We start from the raw sequence: 19,655 nt of genomic DNA on the forward strand, positions 1-19,655 counted from the left end.
CACCAATCCCCATGAACATCCGTCTTCTCATCGGCGCCACGGCGCTGGCGTTGCTGCAGGCTTGCGGCGGCGGTGGCAACGGCTACGCCACGCTCGGCGGCGTGCCTCCCCTGGTCATCGGCCACCGCGGCGCCTCGGGCGAGCGGCCCGAACACACGCTGGAGTCGTACGCACTGGCCATCGCGCAGGGCGCGGACTACATCGAACCCGACCTGGTGCTCACCCGCGACGGCGTGATGATCGCGCGGCACGAGCCGATGATCGACGGCACCACCGATGTGGCGCAGAAGTTCCCCGCCAGCCGGAAGACCACCAAGATGGTGGACGGCGTGTCGACCACGGCGTACTTCGCCAGCGACTTCACGCTGGCCGAGATCAAGACGCTGCGCGCCGTGCAGTCCAACGCCGCGCGCTCCAAGGCATTCGACGGGCAGTTCGGCATTCCAACACTGGACGAGGTGATTGCCCTGGCCAGGGCCGAAAGCGCGCGCACCGGCCGCACCGTTGGCATCTACCCCGAGATCAAGCACTCCACCTTCCACGCCACCGTGGTCGGTTTCGGCGCGAACGTGTTCGAGGACAAGCTGGTCGCCGCGCTGCATGGCGCCTACGGCAACACCCGCTCGGCGCCGGTGTTCATCCAGTCGTTCGAGGTCGCCAACCTGCAGTACCTCAACACCAGGACCGACATCAAGCTGGTGCAGCTGGTGGACGCCGACGACGTCAACGATGACGGCAGCATGTCGCTGGTGGCGCCGTACCGCCAGCCCTACGACTTCGTCGTCAAGGGCGACCCGCGCACCTTCGCCGACCTGCTCACCGCCAGTGGCCTGGACTTCGTGAAGACCTACGCCGACGCCGTGGGCCCCTGGAAGCCGTACCTGGTGCGGACGGTGAACGACCGGGTGGAGCGCACCGGCAACACCACGCTCACCATCAACGACCGCCGCGTCGAGGGCAGCACCGGCGTGGTGGAAGCGGCGCACGCCAGGGGCCTGCTGGTGCATACCTGGACCTTCCGCAACGATGCCAGCGGCTACGGTTTCGCCGACCCGCAGAAGGAGATGGAGTACTACATGCGGCTGGGCGTGGACGGCGTGTTCACCGACTTCCCGGCGACCGGAGTCGCCGCGCGCAACGCGCTGTAAGCGTCGGGGCTGGCGCGCCGGTGCCGGGCCGACTCACAGCACGAAGTTGCTCGTGAGAAAGCTGCCTTCGACGTAGGTCCCGCTGCCGGGCAGGTAGACGCCGGTGAGCTTGATCGCGCCGAGGTCGTGCACCTCCAGGCTCGTCACCGTGGGATCGGCGTCGTTGCTGACGTAGTAGACGTCGTCGAAGTTGTCGTTCGACTCGAACAGGAGCACCAGCGCCTTGCTGTTGGCGGCGAGGGACAGCGGGTTGCCGGCGCCGAACAACCGGTCGGCGACGAAGCCGCGGAACATGCTGGCGTCGACGTTCTTCACCAGCACCACCTTGTTGGAGACGTCGGCGGCGCCCGTCGCACTGCTGGCGAAAGCCGCCACGCCCTGCACCTGCGGCACCGGCAGCGTGCCGGCCACGCCGTTCAGCCCGAAGGCGCGCAGGTCCAGCACGTCGGCCGCCGGGCCCTGGCCGGGCGTGAAGTCGTAGATCGTGTCGGTGCTGCGATCCGGCAACGCCAGCACCACGGTGTCGCTGCCGCCCAGGGTCAGGCTGAGCAGTTCGTCGTTCGCGGTCGCGCGCAGCGTGTCGTCGCCGGCGGTGCCCGCGAGGCTCACCGGCGGAAGATCGATGACGACCTTGCGCAACACGCCGTTGCTGTCGGTGGCCATCAAGGTGAGGCTGGTGAGGCCCGGCGTCAGCGTGGCGCCGCTGCCGGTGGCGATGCGGACGGCCGATGCATAGCCTGCCGGATCGCCCGCCTGGCCCATGGTGACCACCTGCGCGCGCTCCCCGAACATGCCGAGCGAGGAGGCGTAATTCCCGAGGTTCTGCAGGTCGCCGACGTCGAGCGCCTGCGGCAGCTGCACTTCCACTGCCGACTGGGACGACAGATAGCCGATCGACGTGCCGCGCATCACCACCGACGCGGCGGGGGCCGTCGGGACGAGACGGCCCGCGTCCAGGCCCTGCTGGAAGAAGAACTGCATCACGTCGTGGCCTGTCACGCCGCCATAGATCTCGGCCAGCATCTCGGAGTCCACGCCGTACTGGACCGCCACGTCGTAGATGTACGCCGGACGGTACATGTTGTCCATGATAAAGGCGCGCGCGTCGGCAACGGTGAGGTTGTACTGCGCGAGATGGGATGCGGCAGACATGGGCAGGCTCCCGGACAAAGGCAAGCAGACAGTGCTCGTCCATCAAAAATAGGACTCCGACCCCGGCCGGCCCTGATATGCGTCAACAAATGAAGCCGCAGCTCGCCGGCAGGCGGGTCGCGCCCTCCCGCGCCTGGCCCGGTGCCATCGCCCCGGCCCGGCGCCGCCCCTTCTGCTAACCTACTGCGCGCATGCCCGCCGCGCCGCAGACCGTATCCGCCGATCGCACTCCCGCCATGACGCCGGCCGTCGTCGTGGTCGTGCTTTCGCTGCTGCTGGGCATCCAGCCGATCACCACCGACCTGTACCTGCCGTCGCTGCCGGCGCTCACCGAGAGCTTCGGCGCGTCGGTGTCGCAGGCTCAGCTCACGCTCATCACCTTGCTGCTGGCGTTCGGCACGTCGCAGCTCGTGTGGGGGCCGCTGTCGGACCGGTTCGGGCGGCGACCGGTGCTGCTGACCGGCCTGGCCGCCTACACGCTGGCGTCGATCGGGTGCGCGCTGGCGCCGTCGATGGAGCTGCTGATCGCGTGGCGCACGGTGCAGGGTGCGGCGATGGGCGCCGCGGTCATGGGCGCACGGGCCATCATCCGCGACCTCTACTCGCCCGAGATCGGGGCCCGCGTGATGGCCAACGCGATGGGCGGGCTGGGCGTGATCGCGTGCCTGTCGCCGCCGATCGGGGGGCTGATCGGCGAGGCGTTCGGCTGGCGCTGGGTCCTCGGCGGCCTCGCGCTGTTCGGCGCCACCGCTGTGACGCTGGTCGCGCTGCGCTTCCGGGAGTCGGCGCCCCGGCGCAATCCGCGCGCGCTGGAGCCGCGCACGCTGGTCACCACCTGGTGGGCGATCGTGCGCAACCCCACGTTCCTGGCCTACACGGCGCTGGCGACCTGCACGTACGCGGGCCTGTTCACCTTCCTGGCCTCGTCTTCCTTCGTCTTCATCAAGGTGCTGGGCCTCACACGCATCGAATACGGCGTGCTGGTGTTCTCGATGTCGTTCACGTACCTGGTCGGCACGCGGGTGTGCCGGCGGCTGCTGCCGCGCTACGGGGTCAGGCGCTCGGTCGCCATCGCCGGCGGCCTGTCGGTGGCGGGCGGCACCGTGCTGGGCCTGGCGGCGCTGGCCGGCGTGCGCCAGCCGCTGCTGATGATCCTGCCGTACTACCTCTTCATCCTGGCGCACGGCATCCACCAGCCGTGCGCGCAGAGCGGCGCCGTGGGCCCCTTCCCGCAGGCCGCGGGCGCCGCTTCGGCACTGAACGGCTTCATCAGCATGGTGGTCGCCTTCGGCGTCGGCATCTGGGTCGGTCAGCGGCTGGACGGCAGCGTCTTCGCGCTGACCAACGGCGTGTGGTTCTGGAGCGTCTGCCTCGCCGTGGTGGCCTGGACGCTGGTGCAGCGGCATGGCGAGCCCCGGCGGGCGTGAGCGCGCGCGGGCCGTGGCGCTCGCCGGCCCCACCGCGTCGGGCAAGACCGCCGCGGCGCTGGCGATCGCGCGCGAACACGGCGCGGAGATCATCTCGGTGGACTCGGCACTGGTCTACCGCGGCATGGACATCGGGACCGCCAAGCCGTCGGTCGACGAGCTCGCCGCCGTGCCGCACCACCTGGTCGACATCCGCGACCCGTCGCAGGCTTACAGCGCGGCGGAGTTCGCCGCCGACGCGCAGCGGCTGATCGGCGAAATCAACGCCCGCGGCCGGCTGGCACTCCTCGTGGGCGGCACCATGCTGTACTTCAAGGCCTGGTACGAAGGGCTGGACGCGATGCCGCCGGCCGACCCGGCGATCCGCGCGGAGATCGAGGCGGAAGCGTCGAGCCTCGGCTGGCCGGCCATGCACGCCCAACTGGCGCAGGTCGATGCCGCGACGGCGGCTCGGCTGGCCCCCGCCGATTCGCAGCGCATCCAGCGCGCGCTGGAGGTGTATCGCGCCACGGGACGGGCCCTTTCCAGCTTTCACGGCCAGCGTTCGGCGGGCGCCGTCAACGACACGCCGCTGTTCTCGCTGGAGCCGCGGGAGCGCTCCTGGCTGCACGAGCGCATCGCGCGGCGCTTCGATGCGATGCTGGCCGCCGGCTTCCTCGGCGAGGTACAGGCGCTGCGCGAACGCGGCGACCTGGCGCCCGGGCTGCCGAGCATGCGCTGCGTCGGCTACCGGCAGGCGTGGGAACTGCTCGACGAGCACGAGGCCGCGGGCGACGTTCACCCCTTCCCGATGCACCTGCTGCGCGAGCGCGGCGTCGCCGCCACGCGGCAGCTCGCCAAGCGTCAGCTCACGTGGCTGCGCAGCATGCCGCAGCGGCGCGTGGTCGAATGCGACGCGCCCGATGCGATGCAGCAGCTGCTTCGCGCGGTGCGGGAGGCGCTCGCATGACGGTAACGGTCAGCGTGCGCGACCTGGCGAAGCGCTACGGCGACGTGGCGGTGTTCGAACACGTGTCGCTCGACGTGGCTCCCGGCGAATTCGTCGCCATCGTGGGCGAATCGGGCGTCGGCAAGTCGACGCTGCTCAATTGCATGGCCGGCCTGGACACCTGGGACGCCGGCACCGTGTTGCTGGCCGGGCAGGACCTGTCGACATTGACCGACGACCAGCGCGCGCTGCTGCGGCGCAAGGAGGTCGGCTTCGTGTTCCAGGCGTTCCACGTGCTGCCGCACCTGGACGTGGCGCAGAACGTCACCGTGCCGCTGATGCTGCAGGGCGAGCGCGACGACGCGCGGGTGGAGCAGATGCTCGATGCGGTGGGCCTGCACGGGCTGGGGCCGCGGCTGCCGCAGCAGTTGTCCGGCGGGCAGCTGCAGCGCGTCGCCATCGCCAGGGCGCTGGTGCATCGCCCCAGCCTGCTGCTGGCCGACGAGCCGACCGGCAATCTCGACCCGACGACCGCCGCCAAGGTGATGGACGTGCTGATCGCACAGACCCGCGAACGCGGCGCGGCGCTGGTGCTGGTGACGCATTCGGCGGCCGCGGCGCAGAGGGCGGACCGGGTGCTGCACCTCACGAGCGAAGGGATCGGCGCCGCGGCCTGACGCCGGGCGCAAAGGCAGAAGGCCCTTGGCGCCCGCGCGCCAAGGGCCTTCGAACTTTCAGCCGCTCAGACCTTGTGGCAGGCCGCGCCGCAGGCGTTGCTGTACGGGATCGGCATCGCCGCGCCCGGGGCCACGCCCTTGAAGCCGACGTTCTCCTTGCGCGGCACGTCGTACAGGTGCGACGTGATGTCGTTCGCCCAGTAGTTCTTGCCGTCCCTGGCCACCAGCCCCTTGCCGCCGGAGCCGGTCTGCATGGTCTTGGTGTTGTGGCAGCTGGCGCAGGTGATCGCCGCCACGTCCACCGTGCACTTGGCCTTTTCCGCCACGTGCTGCTTCAGGTCGGCGGCCTTCTTGTGGCAGCTGTTGCAGGCCTCCACCGACTTGACGTCCTTCTTCAGCTGGTGCGCGAACTTGGCGCCGCCGTGCAGGTCATGGCAGTCGGCGCAGGACACGAGTTGCGCGCCGTTGCGGTACTTGGGCGACTTGATGAAGTCGGTGTACTGCTGGTGGTGGGCCTTGGAATGCACGCCGTCCGCCCAGTAGTCGTTCTTGCCGGCGTCCTCGCGCGTCGTGTAGTCCTTCAGGTACACGTTGCGGGCGGTGCCCGGCAGGATCATCTTGTTGTCCTTGTTGACCGGCTGGTCGTTGTTCAGGTTGCCCTGCGGCCGGCTGTGGCACTGGCCGCAGATCATGTCGGCCCGCTCCGCCGCCAGTTTCTTCGGGTTGACGATGGTGGCCGGCATGTCGATCTCGTCGGCCTTGTCGTGCACGGAGCCCGGGCCGTGGCAGGTTTCGCAACCCATGTTCAACTCGTTGGGCCGGCCGTCGCCGTCGATGTCCAGCTCGCCGTTCTTGTCGTTGGCGGAACCGGCCTTGTAGTTGCCGGCCGCGGTCTTGGTCAGCGTGTAGCCGTTGTAGTGGCAGGACGCGCATTCCTTGTCGAAGGACTTGGCCACCGGCGGATCGACCAGCTTCTTCGCCTGCTCGTTGTAGAACCAGTCGCCGTGGTAGTCGCGCCACTCCTTGCGGCCGCGGTCGGCATAGGCGTCGCTGCCGTTCTGGTTGAACTGGACGAACGGAAACACGTTCTCGCCGACACGCACCAGGTAGCGCTGCTTGTACACGCCGCCGCCGTAGGTCATTTCGACCGGGTACACGCGCGGCTTGTCGGCCGGGTCCCGCAGGTTCTCTGTCCGGAACTTGAGCTTGCCGTCCGAGTCCTTGTAGAACGTCGCGGTGAAGCTGGCGCTGCCCGCATCGGCCGGCGCCTTGGTGCTGATGTGGTACTTGTCGAAGCCGCGCTTGCCGTCATAGCCATGGAACCAGAACTTGGTGCCGGCCAGCAGCTTGTTCAGGCCCTTGTTGAACTCCGGGAAGCGCGAGTAGTCCTGCAGCTTGCTCGCCTTGCCGATCACGGCGATGCCCAGGCGGTGCAAGGTGCCGGTGAAGTGCTGCTGGTCTTCGTGGCAGGAGATGCAGCGCGAACTGCCGATGTACGTGGCGCCCGCCGGCACGTTGCCCGATACCTTGATCTTGAGCGGACCCTGGCCGAGTTCGGTGGTCGTCAGCGCCTTGCGCGCCTTGTCGCCGCCGGGCAGGTACCTGGCATTGGCCGGCTCGACGTACACGAAGTACTTGCCGCCGGCCACCTTGGCGAAGCTGAACTCGCCCTTGGCGTTGGTCTTCGCCTTCAGGTAGCGGTCCCGGTTGGCCGCCAGGTTGTCTTCCAGCGGTTCGTCGTTCTTCGCGTCCTTCCTGACCTCGATCGGCGTCTTGGCCATCGCCGCCACGTCCGCAGCCGGAATCAGCCACACCGTGGCATCGGCGACCTTCCTGAAGGTCTCGGCGCTTCCGTCCTCGACCACCCCGGTGACCGCGGCATCCGGCAACTGGCCGGTCAGCGTGCAGCCGAACAGCGCCAATGCCGATGACAGCGCCAGAGCGCCGCCGACAAGCAACTTCCTCATGGTGTACCCCTCAACGTTGTAGACCCCGACCGCCGCCTCGGAAGGAGCGCGCACGGCGGGCGGCGATGCCGCGCCGGCTGGAGCGCTCCCGCTTCCGGTCGTCGATCGCTGCGGCGGCACGATTCCAGGTACTGCGAGGGAGGAGCCACCGTCGCGACGTATTTGGCGCCGATGCGGCGCGTGCGTATTGATCCGGATCATCCGTATCGCATCTCTATATCGAAATTCGACAATACCCGATGGCGATGCTGCGGAATGCGCCGCCGCCGTCTGGCACACTTGATCCTTCAGAACGTCGGACGACAAGGCGAACGTGACGGACAAGGACCTCTACGGCGGGTTGATCCGGTTGCACATCCTGCACCACGCCAACCACGGCCCCGTGTTCGGCCTCGGCATCACCGAGGAGCTGCGCCACCACGGCTACTCGATCAGCGCGGGAACGCTGTATCCGATGCTGCACGGGCTGGAGAAGAAGGGTTACCTCAGCTCGCGGCAGGAGCGCGAGGGCCGCCGCGTGCGCCGCCTCTACGAAATCACGCGCAAGGGACGCACGCAGCTCGTCGATGCCAGGAAGAAGGTGCGCGAGCTGTTCGGCGAGCTGATCGAAGGGGAGTGACCGCGCCGCGCCGCCGGCAGCGGGACGCCGGTCAGGTGCCGCTCGCCTTGCGCAGCAACGCCAGCGCCGTCTCCAGCGCATCGATCGGCCACTGCCCCGGCGCCGACGCCTGCTGGCCGACGGCGAACGACAACGCGGAGCCGAACAGGCCGCCCGCCAGGCGGGTCACGGCGCCCGCGCCGCCCATGGACATGGAGACCACCGGAATCGGCAACGTGCGGCTGGCGTGCAGGGTCGCGGCGAGCAGTGTCAGCACGTCTTCCATGTCGCGCGGCATGACGGCAACCTTGGCGACGTCGGCGCCGAGTTGCTCGGCCAGCGCGAATTTCTCCTGCAGCTCGCCGAGCGGCGGCGTGCCCTTGAAATCGTGGAACGAGAGCACCAGCTGGACGCCGGCGGCGCGCGAGCGCTCGCGCATCTCGCACACTTCGTCGGGCGTGTTGCCCATCTCGTAGTCGACGAACGCCACGTGCCCGCTCGCGCACACGGCGCCGCACAGCGAGATCACCTGAGGCTCGAGGAGCGCGATCGGCTCGCCGCCCTCGCGGCTGGAGCGGCGCGTGAAGAGCAGCGGAATGCCGCCGGCGGCCGCCTTGATGCTGCCGGCCAGGCGAACCACCTCGGCCGTGTCGGCGATGCCGTCGTAGAAGTCGACGCGCCACTCCAGCAGGTCGGGCCGCTTCGCCGCCACGCTCGCGGCCTCGGCCAGCAGCTGCTCGCGCGTGCGGCCGACCAGCGGCGCGCAGATCGCGGGCATCCGGCCGCCGCCCAGGGGCTGGCCGGCGAGGTTGATCGCCTTCGGCTGCACGATCAGCCCGCGGCCAGTTGCGCGAAGCGCGCCAGGTCGACGTTGCCGCCGCTGATGACGATGCCGACGCGCTTGCCCTTCAGGTCGAGTCCGGCGTGGCACGCCGCGGCAAATGCGAGGCACCCGGTCGGCTCGGCAATGATCTTCATGCGCTCGGCGAAGAAGCGCATCGCCTCCACTAGCTGCGAATCGGTCGCAGTCAGCACGTCGTCGACGTCGCGCCGGATGATGCCGAAGGTGTACTGGCCCAGGTGCTGCGTCTGCGCGCCGTCGGCGATGGTCTTGGGTGTCTCGATGTGGACGATCTCGCCCTTGCGCATCGACTGCTGGCCGTCGTTCCCGGCTTCCGGCTCGACGCCATAGACCCTGGCCGCCGGCGCCAGCGCGCGTACGGCCAGTGCGGTACCGCCCAGCAGGCCGCCGCCGCCGAGCGGCGTGAGCACCACGTCCAGTGCGCCGGTTTCCTCCAGCAGTTCCTTGGCGGCGGTGCCCTGCCCGGCGATCACGTCCGGGTGGTCGTACGGCGGGATCACCGTGAGGCCGCGCCGGTCGGCCAGGTCCCGGGCAAGCGCCTCGCGGTCCTGCGTGTAGCGGTCGTACAGCACCACTTCGCCACCGTAGCCGCGGGTGGCGTCGACCTTGGCCTGCGGTGCGTCCTGGGGCATGAGGATGGTGGCCGGGATGCCGAGCAGCTTCGCCGACAGCGCGACGGCCTGGGCGTGGTTGCCGGAGGAGAAGGTCATCACGCCGGCGCGGCGCTGCGCGGCGTCGAACTTCGACAGCGCGTTGAACGCCCCCCGGAACTTGAAGGCGCCCATGCGCTGGAAGTTCTCGCACTTGAAGAACAGCTGCGCGCCGAGCAGGCGGTCCGCCGTCGCGGACCGCAACACCGGCGTGCGGTGGGCCGTGCCTTGCAGGCGGGTGGCCGCCGCCAGGACGTCGTCGTAGGTGGGAAGCTGGAGCATGGACGCAAGCTTAGCGCAGTCGCGGGCGCAACTTCTCGCGCGGCGGCCGGACGGTCGGCGGGGTTCGCCGCCGCAGTGCCGACGTTCTCCTACAAGGCCAGTCGCGGCCGCTCGCGATGATGCGTCGTTCCCAACCAAGGAGAAACCATGGCAACCCGTGCCGCGAAAGACGCCTGCGACCTGCTCGATGCCGACCATCGCGCCGTCAAGAAGATGTTCAAGGAATACGAGGAGCTGACCGGATCGCGCGCCCGCAGCGCCGCGCAGAAAAAGATGGACCTGGCGCACCAGATCTGCCACGAGCTCACCGTGCACGCCCAGGTCGAGGAGGAGATCTTCTATCCGGCGCTGCGCGAAGTGATGAAGGACACCGACCTGCTGAACGAGGCCGAGGTGGAGCACGCCAGCGTGAAGGACCTGATCACCCAGATCCAGGAGATGCCCGAAGCCGACGAGATGTTCGACGCGCGCGTGAAGGTGCTCGGCGAGTACGTCGACCACCACGTGAAGGAAGAGAAGAACGAGATCTTCCCGAAGGCGCGCGCCGCCCGCAAGCTGGACCTGGTCGCGATGCGCGAGCAGCTGGAGACGCGCAAGGCCGAGCTGATGGGCGAGATGGAAGAGATGGCCTGATCCTCGAAGCGGACAGCCGGACCACGGCTGCCCGCACTGGGGTACGCGTTGGCACAATGGGCGCATGCTCGCCCTGCTCCGCACCTTCTCATGGCAGGAGCTGCGGCGCCACCCATGGCGCAACGCCGCCGCGGTGCTCGCGGTCATGCTGGGCGTGGCCCTCGCGTTCTCGGTCCACCTGATCAACGCCTCGGCGCTCAGCGAGTTCTCCTCCGCCGTGCGCTCCGCCGGCGGCCAGCCCGACCTGCAGTTGCGCGCCGTCCAGGGCACCTTGGACGAAGCCCTTTACGCCACGGTCGCGCGCCATGACCAGGTAAGCGTCGCCAGCCCGGTGCTGGAGCTCGCGACGCTGGCTCTCGCGGCGACGGGCGAACGCAAGCAGCTACGCGTGGTCGGCATCGACGCCCTGCTCGTCGCGACCGTTGCCCCCGACCTGATGCCGGTGCCGGCCACGGGGGCCGACCGGCTGGCGATCCTGGCGCCCGAAACCGTCTTCCTCAACCCTTCGGCCCGGGCCCTGCTCGGCGCGGCCGTGCCCGGAACGGTGCGGCTGCAGGCCGGGCTGCAGCTGCGCGAAGCCAGGGTCGCCGGCACCGTCGCCGCGGCCGGGTCGCCGCTGGCCGTGATGGACATCGCCGCGGCCCAGGACTTCTTCGGGCGCCAGGGACATCTCTCGCGCATCGACGTCAAGCTGCGGCCGGGCGCCGACCGCGCGGCGTTCCTGCAGTCGCTGCAATTGCCCGCCGGTGTGGTCGACACCGAACCGCGCGAGGACACGCAAAGGGTCAACAACCTGTCGCGCGCCTACCGGGTCAATCTGGCCGTGCTGGCGCTGGTCGCCCTGTTCACCGGCGCCTTCCTGGTGTATTCGGTGCTGTCGCTCAGCGTCGCGCGGCGCGCGCAGCAGTTCGCGCTGCTGGGGGTGCTGGGACTCACCGCGCCGCAGCGCCGCCACCTGGTGGTGATCGAGTCGGTGCTGCTGGGCGTCGTCGGCAGCGCGCTGGGCGTGGCGCTGGGCACGGCGCTGGCCGCGGTCGCGCTGCGCGTGCTGGGCGGCGACCTGGGCGGCGGCTACTTCACCGGCGTTGCACCGCGATTGCAGTGGAGCGGCTGGGCGGCCGCACTGTACGGCGTGCTGGGCGCCGTCGCCGCCGCGGCCGGCGGCTGGATGCCGGCGCGGCAGGCGCAGCAACTGCCGCTCGCACAGACGCTCAAGGGCCTGGGCTCGGGCGGGGCCCGCCAGCGCGACCGGCGCGCGCTGGGCCTTGCGCTGATGGCGGCCGCCGTCGCGCTGGCCCTGCTGCCGCCGGTCCGTGGCATTCCGTTGGGCGCCTACGTGTCGGTCGGGCTGCTGCTGGTCGGCGGGATCACGGCCCTGCCCTGGGCCGTGGAACTGCTCTACGACCGGCTGGCGCCGGCGCTGCGCGGCCGCCTGCTGCCGCTGCTGGCCGTCGAGCGGGCGCGGCGCGTGCGCGAGAGCGCCGCCGTGGCGGTGAGCGGCGTCGTCGCGGCCCTGAGCCTGGCCGTCGCGCTGACGGTGATGGTGGCGAGCTTCCGGGATTCGGTCGCGCGCTGGCTCGACGTCGTGCTGCCGGCCGACCTCTACGTGCGAACCGCGATCTCCGGCGCCGCGGCGGAGACGGCCTGGTTCTCGCCGGAGTTCGTGCAGGCCGCGGCCGGAGCGGAAGGCGTGCGTCGCGTCGCCGCCACCCGCACGCGCTCGCTGCTGCTGGACCCGTCGCTGCCCAACGTGACACTGCTGGCGCGCGACGTGGAGCGTGGCGGCGATGCCGCGCCGCTGGTCGGTGACCTGCATCCAGCACCCGCCGGCCAGGTGCCTGTCTACGTGAGCGAAGCCATGGTCGACCTGTACCGGGCCCGGCCCGGCGCGCCCTTCGAGCCGCTGGCCCAGGCGTTTCCGGCGGGCAGCGCGGCCCCGGTGTTCTTCGTCGCCGGCGTCTGGCGCGACTACGTGCGCCAGAGCGGCGCGATCCTGATGGACAGACGCGACTACCAGCGCCTGACCGGCGACGCCCGCGCCAACGACCTGCAACTGTGGCTGGCGCCCGGCGCGGACGCTGCGCACGTGCAGCAGCGATTGCGCGGCCTGGCGCAGCGAGAATCAGGCAGCGCCGGCGGCCTGGACTTCGCGTCGGCCAGCGAGCTGCGCGCGATCTCGCTGCGCATCTTCGACCGCAGCTTCGCCGTCACCTACTGGCTGCAGGCGGTGGCCATCGGCATCGGCCTGTTCGGCGTGGCGGCGAGCTTCAGCGCGCAGGTGCTGGCGCGGCGCAAGGAGTTCGGCCTGCTGGCGCACCTGGGACTGACCCGGCGCCAGATCCTCGGCGTGGTGGCCGGCGAAGGCGCCGCCTGGACCCTGATCGGCTCCGCCGCCGGGCTGGGACTCGGCCTCGCCGTGGCGGTGGTGCTGGTGCACGTGGTCAACCCGCAGAGCTTCCACTGGACCATGGACCTGATGCTGCCGTGGGCGCGGCTGATCGCGCTGTGCGCGGCCGTCGTGGCCGCGGGGACGGTGACGGCGTGGCTGGCTGGCCGCGCGGCCGCCAGCCGCGACGCGGTGCTGGCGGTGAAGGAGGACTGGTGATGCGGCGGCGCCCGCTCCTCGTGGGCCTCCCTGCCATGGCGATGCTTTGGCGCGCGTACGCCCTGCCGCCGGCGTCGCTGCAGTTCCCGCGCGACTTTGGCGCGCACCCGGATTTCCGCACCGAATGGTGGTACGTGACCGGCCACGCCCGCGCGGGCGAGCGCGAGTTCGGCTTCCAGGTGACATTCTTCCGCACCCGCGTGGCTGCCGCACAGGAGATGAAGTCGCGCTTCGCCGCGAAGCAGCTGGTGTTCGCGCACGCGGCGCTTACCGACGTGCAGGGTCGCAAGCTGTGGCACGACCAGCGCATCGCGCGCGCCGGCTTCGACATCGCGAAGGCCGCCACCGGCGACACCGACGTGCGGCTGCGCGACTGGGCTCTGGTGCGGCGCCCCGAGGGCTACCGGGCGCAGCTTGCGGCGGCCGACTTCGCGCTCGACCTGCGCTTCGCGGCGACGCAGCCAGTGCTGCTGCAAGGCGAGCAAGGGCTGTCGCGCAAAGGCCCGGAGCGCAAGCAGGCCAGCTACTACTACAGCGAGCCGCAGCTCGCGGCGGCGGGCGCGGTCACGCTCAAGGGACAGCGATTCGAATGCTCTGGCAGGGCCTGGCTCGACCACGAATGGAGCGAGGAACTGCTGCATCCGCAGGCCGTCGGCTGGGACTGGATCGGCATGAACCTGGATGACGGCAGCGCGCTGACGGCCTTCAGGCTGCGGCGCGCGGACGGCTCGACGCTGTGGGCCGGCGGGTCGTTGCGCTCGCGCGGCGGCGGGTTGCAGGCGTTCGGCCCGCAGGACGTCGTGTTCACGCCGGGGCGGCGCTGGACCAGCCCCCTTTCGCAGGCCAGTTATCCGGTGGAGTGGGACGTCCGCACGCCGGCCGGCGCCTTCAAGGTGAAGGCCGTGATCGACCAGCAGGAGCTCGACAGCCGCGCGTCCACCGGCGCGATCTACTGGGAAGGCCTGAGCGAACTGCTGGACGAGAGTGGAAGGCGCATCAGCCGCGGCTATCTGGAGCTGACCGGCTACGCGCAGCGATTGCGGCTCTCCTGATTCCGCGCTCGCCCCTGGCGGCGCCGATCACGAGATCCGCGCCGGCCGTCCGGTGCTCGTCCTACAGGGCCCGTCCGTTGCCGGCGGTATGGTCGCCGTACCATGCCAGCCGCCGCCCGTTCCCGAACGCCGACGCTGAAGATCACGCATGGCGAGCGCGTGATCGACCCGGCCTCCGGTCTCACAAAGCTAGACCTCGCGCGCTACTACGCGGAGGTGGCTCCGTGGATCCTGCCGCACCTGGAGGACCGCCCGGCCTACGTGCGGCGCGCGCCGGAGGGACTTGGCGGCACGGTGTTCTTCCAGGAGCATCCGGAGAACACCGGCCTGCGCGGCACCGATCCGGCCTTGTGGCCTGGCCACGAACCCGCGTTCGCCTTCGACTCGCCCGGCGACCTGGTCGCGGCGGCGCAGCTCGGGGTGGTGGAAATCCACACGTGGAATTCGACGGCGGGGGCGATCCTGCTGCCGGACCGCATGATCTTCGACCTCGATCCCGGCGACGGCGTCCCGTGGGGCCTGTTGCGCGAAGCCGCCTTGCTGGTGCGCGCGCTGCTGGACGAACTGGGCCTGGCGAGCTGGCTCAAGACCACCGGCGGCAAGGGCCTGCACGTCGCGGTGCCGTTGCGCCCGGAGGAGGACTATCCGGCCACCAACGCGTTCTCGCGCGCCGTCGTGCAGCACATGGCGCGCACCATCCCCCGGCGCTTCGTCGCGAAATCGGGGGCCCGCAACCGGGTCGGCCGCATCTTCATCGACTTCCTGCGCAACGGGCAGTCGCAGTCGACGTGCGAGGCGCTGTCGGCGCGGGCGCGTCCCGGCCTCGGCGTGGCGATGCCGGTCGGCTGGGACGAGTTGCCGCAACTCACCGGCAGCGCGCACTGGACGATCGCGACCGCCGTCGAACACCTGCGCCGGCAACGCGCCGATCCGTGGGCCGGGTACTGGACGTCGCGGCAGCGGCTGCGCCCGGCGATGCAAACGCTGGGCGTGCGGCCGGGCGTTTGAGATCGAGCCGAGCGCAGGGTGCCGGCTCGTGCCGCCGCGCCGCCTAGGGCGCCGCCACCTGGCCCAGCGCGACCTGGTCCACGTACGCGAAGCCGCCGCCCGCGTTCTTCCACACGTACACCAGCGCGCGCGTCGCATTCGCTGGCGCCACCAGCTCGAGTTGCGCCGCGGCGTACGCGGTCGAACCGAATGCCGCGCTCTGTTCCAGCAACCTCGTGCCGGCGTCGTCGGTGAATCTCACGCCCAGGTAACCGGTCTCCCCGGCGGTGCTCACCTTCGCCAGACCGCTCAAGCGGTACGTCCCTCCGGCGACGATGCCGCCGACGTCCTGGCCGAAGCCACCAGCGCCGGTGCCGACCTGGGCTGCGGCGGCGCCCTCGGCGGCTTGGCCCGAGGTGGCGGCATTGCCCCAGTCGACCCAGCCGGACAGCGCGCTCTCGAACCCTCCGTTCGTCACCAGGTTGGCCGCAGGCGGCGGGGCGGGCGGCGCCGACCCGTCCGCGGTCTCGAGCACGAAGTCGTCGACGTAGGCGAACCCGCTGCCCGCGTCCTTCCAGACGTAGACGACGGCCCTGACCGCGTTGGCCGGCGCCACGATGGAGAAGCTGGCCGTGCCGTAGGCGGTGCTGCCGACCGGCACGAAGTTGCGCGCGATCACGGCATGCGACTGGTCGAGGATGTTGATGCCGACGTACACGGTGTCGGAAGGGGCGCTCACCATCGCCTTGGCCGTCAGCCGGTAGGTCGCGCCGGCGACGATACCGACGTCGTGTCCCGCGCCGCCCGCCGCGGTACCGACGCGCAGCGCCCAGGTCCCCGAGCTCCCCTGGCCGGAGGCCAGGGCGGTGTTGCCCCAGTCGACCCAGCCCTGCATCCCGCTTTCGAAGCCACCGTTGGCGAGCAGGTTGCCTGACGGGGGAGGTGCAGCGCCGGCCGGACCGAACACCACGTCATCGATGTAGCCGTAGCCGGCGCCCGCGTTCTTCCACACCCAGACGTCGGCGGAGGTCGAACTCCCTCCGGCGGCAAAGTCGACGCTGACGACAACGTAGCTGGTACTCGTCACCGGGCCGGAGCGCGTTCCCCCGTTGAAACCGCCCGACGAGTTCAGCATGTTGATGCCGGCGAACACGGTTTCCGAGGGGTCGCTGACCTTGAGCCGGGCAGTGAGGCGGTAGGTGGTTCCTGGCACCAGGCCGGACACCCTGAACGCGGCGCCGCCGGCGCCGGTCCCCACCTGCATCGCATTGGAGCCGGACGTTCCCTGCCCCGCGACGACCTGCGCGTTGCCCCAGTTGGACCAGCCCGTCATGCCGCTCTCGAATTCACCGTTGGAGATCATGTTGCCGGACGGTGGAGGAGGAGGCGGCGGCGGGGGCGGCGGCGTCGTGCCGTCGACGGGCCCGAACACGACATCGTCGATGTAGCCATAGCCGGTGCCTTCGTTCTTCCACACCCACACGTCCGCCGACGTCGCTGTCTCGGTCGCGGCAATTTCGGCGCTGATGGTCACGTATCCGGTGCTGCGCACCGGCCCGGGCCGCGGGCCGAAGCTGCCCGACCCGGTCAGCATGTTGATGCTGGCGAACACTGCTTCCGAGGGGTCGCTCACCTTGAGCCGGGCGGTGAGGCGGTAGGTGGTTCCGGGAACCAGGCCGGTCACCCGCAGGGCGGCGCCGCCGGCGCCGGTGCCCACCCGCAGCGCGTGGGAGCCGGACGTCCCCGCCCCGGCCACCACCTGCGCATTGCCCCAGTTCGACCAGCGCGCCATGCCGGCCTCGAAGTCCTCGGCCGCGCTGTCGGTCGACCCGGCGGCGAGCGCGCCGGCGCGCGGTAGCGCCAGGCGTTGGCCCCTCGCTGGCTGCGGCAACTCCATGGCCTGGGCCTGGGAAGCTCGCGCCGGCGCGACGGCCGCGTTCGCGTCCGCGGGTGCCACCGTGTCGCCGCCGCCGCAGCCCGCGAGCGCCAGCGCCACGGCGACGGGACCGGCGGCCCACCTGAGCAGGAGCGCGAAGTTCTCACGCATGGAGGTGGCGTTCACGCGGGCACGGCTCATCTGGTGGACCCCTTCCGCGAAAAATGAATCGCGGCGAGCCATGATGTGGTGGCCGGTAATGCGCCGTGGGGCATCCCAGCGAACTGTTTCAGTTTTCAGAACCGCTTACGAGTCGGACTGCGCGGGCGGGGAAGTACCGCGACTGCCGCGCACCTTGGCGGAAAAACGATCACGCTACCGCGCCTTGCGTGCCCCCGGCCTTGATGCTGCCGTCGGGTCGCGTGTAGGTCCCGATCAGCATTCCGCTCGCCACGCCGCGTTCCTGGATCGCGCGCATGACCTCCTCGCGTCCCGGCGTTCCACGGAAGGGCTCGCCCGCCCCGAGCGCAAAGAGCTGGAACGCATAGCGGTGTTCGCCGTGTCCCGGCGGCGGATCGGCGTCTTGCACGATCAACACCAGGCTCGCGGCGTTGCCGGGGACGCCCTGCCATTGCAGCGGCGGCGAGACCCCTCCCCCGCCGTGTAGCGCGCCGGGATCGGCGCGTGGTCGGCGAACGCGAGGCTGGACAGTTGCAGCATGCCTTGCCAGACCCGCAGCCCGCTGCGGTTGAAGGCGAGCTTGTCGAGGCCGGCGCGGCGGTCGCGCAGCACATGGCCCACGACGCCGGGCAGTTTTTCGAGCATGGCGTTTTCTGGCGGGCTGTTGTCGAGAAGCCTTCACTATCCGCGTCAGCCCGAGAGGCTTTCGTAGGACGGCGCCGCCTGCCGCAGGGGACGCTGTGCGCGCTGCTGCGTCGGGCCAGGTCAGCCGTCGCTACACTGCCCGCATGTCCTCCCTTGCCCCCGCGGACGCTGCCGCTTCGCCCGCTCCGGCCGTGGCGACGCCCCGCTCGCTGACGGGACTGCTGCCCTTCCTGCGGCCGTACCGCGGCCGGATCGCGCTGGCGGTGCTGTTCCTCGCGCTGGCCGCGGCGACCACCTTGATCTTTCCGCTGGCGCTGCGCGGGCTGATCGACGGCGGCCTGTCGGCCAGCGACAAAGGCACGCAGCTGGTGGGCCTGCGCTCGCATTTCCTCGAGCTGTTCGCCGTCGCCGTGGCGCTGGGCCTGTTCTCGGCCGCCCGCTTCTACATGGTGAGCTGGCTCGGCGAGCGCGTGACGGCGGACCTGCGCCTGGCCGTGTACTCGCACGTGCTGGAACAGAGCCCGGAGTTCTTCGAGACCACGCAGACCGGCGAAGTGCTGTCGCGCCTGACCACCGACACGACGCTGGTGCAGACGGTGGTCGGCTCGCAACTGAGCCTGGGGCTGCGCAACTTCGTGATGGGGCTGGGCGCGCTGGCGATGCTGGTGTGGACCAACCCCTACGTGATGACTCAGGTGCTGCTGATCATCGTGCTGGTGGTGTTGCCGACGATGTGGTTCGGCCGCCGGGTCCGCCGCCTCTCGCGTGCCAGCCAGGACCGGGTCGCCGACTCCAGCGCCATCGCCGCCGAAGTGCTCAATGCGATCCCGGTGGTGCAGAGCTACACCGCCGAGCCGCGCGAGGCCGCGCGGTTCCACGCGGCGACCGAGAGCGCCTTCCGCACCGGCGTGCGCCGCACGCGTGCCCGCGCCGCGCTGTTCGCCTTCATCATCATCGCCAACGCGGCGCTGCTGCTCTGGGGCCTGTACCAGGGCACGCAGGCGGTGCTGGCGGGCACCATGTCGGCCGGCCACCTCGGCGCGACGGTGGTCTACGTGATCATCCTGGCCGGTGCCGTGGCGGTGCTGGGCGAGGTGTACGGCGACCTGCTGCGCGCGGCCGGCGCCACCGAGCGCCTGATGGAACTGCTGGCGACCCGCTCGCCGGTGGCTTCGCCGGCGATTCCGGTGCCGGCACGCGCCGCGGCGGGCGGCAGCGCCGTCGCCTTCGAGCGCGTCACCTTCCACTATCCGTCGCGGCCGCTCACGGCGGCGCTGCACGACTTCAGCCTGGCCGCCGCGCCCGGGGAAACGGTGGCCCTGGTGGGACCGAGCGGCGCCGGCAAGAGCACGGTGTTCCAGGTGCTGCTGCGCTTCTACGATCCGCAGGAAGGCCGCGTGCTGCTCGATGGCGTGGCCACGCGCGACCTGAGCCTGCACGACCTGCGCTCGCGCATCGCGCTGGTGCCGCAGGAGCCGGTGATCTTCTCGGCGAGCGCGCTGGAGAACATCCGCTACGGCCGGCCGCAGGCCAGCGACGAAGAGGTGGTGGCGGCCGCCACGGCGGCGTTCGCGCACGACTTCATCAGCGCGCTGCCGGAACGCTACGACACCTTCCTGGGCGAGCGCGGTGTGCGCCTGTCGGGCGGGCAGCGCCAGCGCATCGCGATCGCGCGGGCGATCCTCAAGAACCCGCCGCTGCTGCTGCTGGACGAGGCCACCAGCGCGCTGGACGCCGAGAGCGAGCGCATGGTGCAGGCCGCACTGGAGTCGGCGATGCGCGATCGCACGACGCTGGTGATCGCGCACCGCCTCGCGACGGTGCAGCGCGCCGACCGCATCGTGGTGCTGGAGCACGGCCGGATCGTCGAGCAAGGCACGCACGAGACCCTGGTGGCCGCGAACGGCGTCTATGCCCGGCTGGCGGCGCTGCAGTTCATGGACTGACGCGCCGTGGGCGCGTCAGCCTGGGGCGAGGGCCCAGGGC

The 19,655-nt window shown here is 70.7% G+C and carries 17 protein-coding genes; 10 read left to right on the forward strand and 7 right to left on the reverse strand.

The features are described 5' to 3' along the window. The first annotated feature begins 11 nt into the window (after positions 1-11). Entirely contained in the window at positions 12-1,148 is a 1,137-nt protein-coding gene (locus tag RAMLITH_RS05590; protein ID WP_168106292.1) for a glycerophosphodiester phosphodiesterase, read from the forward strand. A 33-nt stretch (positions 1,149-1,181) separates the two neighbouring features. Here the strand turns inward: RAMLITH_RS05590 and RAMLITH_RS05595 are convergent, their stop codons facing one another. Continuing rightward, a complete protein-coding gene (locus RAMLITH_RS05595; RefSeq protein WP_168106293.1) occupies positions 1,182-2,300 on the reverse strand; it encodes a hypothetical protein in 1,119 nt (372 codons plus the stop codon). A 191-nt stretch (positions 2,301-2,491) separates the two neighbouring features. Here RAMLITH_RS05595 and RAMLITH_RS05600 point away from each other — a divergent pair, with 191 nt between their 5' ends. The 3 genes from RAMLITH_RS05600 to RAMLITH_RS05610 are packed head-to-tail and all read left to right on the forward strand — an operon-like array spanning position 2,492 to position 5,332. Then, on the forward strand, positions 2,492-3,727 hold the full coding sequence (locus RAMLITH_RS05600) for a multidrug effflux MFS transporter (RefSeq protein ID WP_202883234.1): 1,236 nt from the start codon (positions 2,492-2,494) through the stop codon (positions 3,725-3,727). Continuing rightward, the gene (gene miaA, locus RAMLITH_RS05605; protein WP_168106295.1) at positions 3,705-4,676 is read left to right on the forward strand and encodes a tRNA (adenosine(37)-N6)-dimethylallyltransferase MiaA; all 972 of its coding nucleotides are present in this window, start codon (positions 3,705-3,707) and stop codon (positions 4,674-4,676) included. Before RAMLITH_RS05600 ends, miaA begins: the two co-directional genes overlap by 23 nt. Continuing rightward, entirely contained in the window at positions 4,673-5,332 is a 660-nt protein-coding gene (locus tag RAMLITH_RS05610) for an ABC transporter ATP-binding protein (RefSeq protein WP_168106296.1), read from the forward strand. Before miaA ends, RAMLITH_RS05610 begins: the two co-directional genes overlap by 4 nt. Before the next feature lie 65 nt (positions 5,333-5,397). On the opposite strand, the gene RAMLITH_RS05615 is transcribed toward RAMLITH_RS05610, so the two are convergent. Next, positions 5,398-7,299, reverse strand: coding sequence for a hypothetical protein (locus RAMLITH_RS05615; RefSeq protein ID WP_168106297.1), 1,902 nt, complete (start codon positions 7,297-7,299; stop codon positions 5,398-5,400). 313 nt (positions 7,300-7,612) lie between these two features. On the opposite strand from RAMLITH_RS05615, the gene RAMLITH_RS05620 reads away from it, so the two are divergent. Next, entirely contained in the window at positions 7,613-7,918 is a 306-nt protein-coding gene (locus tag RAMLITH_RS05620) for a helix-turn-helix transcriptional regulator (RefSeq protein WP_168106298.1), read from the forward strand. 31 nt (positions 7,919-7,949) lie between these two features. On the opposite strand, the gene aroD is transcribed toward RAMLITH_RS05620, so the two are convergent. Further along, positions 7,950-8,726, reverse strand: a complete 777-nt coding sequence (gene aroD, locus RAMLITH_RS05625) for a type I 3-dehydroquinate dehydratase (protein ID WP_337786108.1) — start codon at positions 8,724-8,726, stop codon at positions 7,950-7,952. Between the two features lie 2 nt (positions 8,727-8,728). Further along, positions 8,729-9,691 (reverse strand): threo-3-hydroxy-L-aspartate ammonia-lyase, encoded by a 963-nt coding sequence (locus RAMLITH_RS05630; protein WP_168106299.1) that lies wholly within the window; start codon positions 9,689-9,691, stop codon positions 8,729-8,731. Between the two features lie 147 nt (positions 9,692-9,838). Between RAMLITH_RS05630 and RAMLITH_RS05635 the strand changes: the two genes are divergently transcribed. The 4 genes from RAMLITH_RS05635 to ligD all read left to right on the forward strand — a co-directional run bounded on the left by RAMLITH_RS05635 (position 9,839) and on the right by ligD (position 14,989). Beyond that, entirely contained in the window at positions 9,839-10,324 is a 486-nt protein-coding gene (locus RAMLITH_RS05635; RefSeq protein ID WP_168106300.1) for a hemerythrin domain-containing protein, read from the forward strand. Positions 10,325-10,388: 64 nt separating this feature from the next. Next, positions 10,389-12,929 carry an ABC transporter permease gene (locus RAMLITH_RS05640; RefSeq protein ID WP_168106301.1) on the forward strand — a complete coding sequence of 847 codons (2,541 nt, stop codon included), beginning with the start codon at positions 10,389-10,391 and terminating at the stop codon, positions 12,927-12,929. A gap of 35 nt (positions 12,930-12,964) precedes the next feature. Next, positions 12,965-13,981 (forward strand): lipocalin-like domain-containing protein, encoded by a 1,017-nt coding sequence (locus tag RAMLITH_RS05645; protein ID WP_238343994.1) that lies wholly within the window; start codon positions 12,965-12,967, stop codon positions 13,979-13,981. A 102-nt stretch (positions 13,982-14,083) separates the two neighbouring features. Beyond that, on the forward strand, positions 14,084-14,989 hold the full coding sequence (gene ligD / locus RAMLITH_RS05650) for a non-homologous end-joining DNA ligase (protein WP_168106303.1): 906 nt from the start codon (positions 14,084-14,086) through the stop codon (positions 14,987-14,989). A 43-nt stretch (positions 14,990-15,032) separates the two neighbouring features. Here ligD and RAMLITH_RS05655 read toward each other — a convergent pair whose 3' ends face one another. The 3 genes from RAMLITH_RS05655 to RAMLITH_RS25685 form a co-directional block, all read right to left on the reverse strand. Next, positions 15,033-17,045, reverse strand: coding sequence for a carbohydrate binding domain-containing protein (locus RAMLITH_RS05655; protein WP_168106304.1), 2,013 nt, complete (start codon positions 17,043-17,045; stop codon positions 15,033-15,035). A gap of 169 nt (positions 17,046-17,214) precedes the next feature. Continuing rightward, positions 17,215-17,433: a YbhB/YbcL family Raf kinase inhibitor-like protein gene (locus RAMLITH_RS25680; RefSeq protein ID WP_337786109.1), complete on the reverse strand. Its 219-nt coding sequence runs from the start codon at positions 17,431-17,433 to the stop codon at positions 17,215-17,217. 2 nt (positions 17,434-17,435) lie between these two features. Then, positions 17,436-17,669: a hypothetical protein gene (locus tag RAMLITH_RS25685; protein WP_238343995.1), complete on the reverse strand. Its 234-nt coding sequence runs from the start codon at positions 17,667-17,669 to the stop codon at positions 17,436-17,438. A gap of 143 nt (positions 17,670-17,812) precedes the next feature. Between RAMLITH_RS25685 and RAMLITH_RS05665 the strand changes: the two genes are divergently transcribed. Continuing rightward, positions 17,813-19,615: an ABC transporter transmembrane domain-containing protein gene (locus RAMLITH_RS05665; RefSeq protein ID WP_168106305.1), complete on the forward strand. Its 1,803-nt coding sequence runs from the start codon at positions 17,813-17,815 to the stop codon at positions 19,613-19,615. The last annotated feature ends 40 nt before the right edge of the window (positions 19,616-19,655 follow it).

This window comes from Ramlibacter lithotrophicus, from assembly GCF_012184415.1.
GTDB classification, from domain to species: domain Bacteria; phylum Pseudomonadota; class Gammaproteobacteria; order Burkholderiales; family Burkholderiaceae_C; genus Ramlibacter; species Ramlibacter lithotrophicus.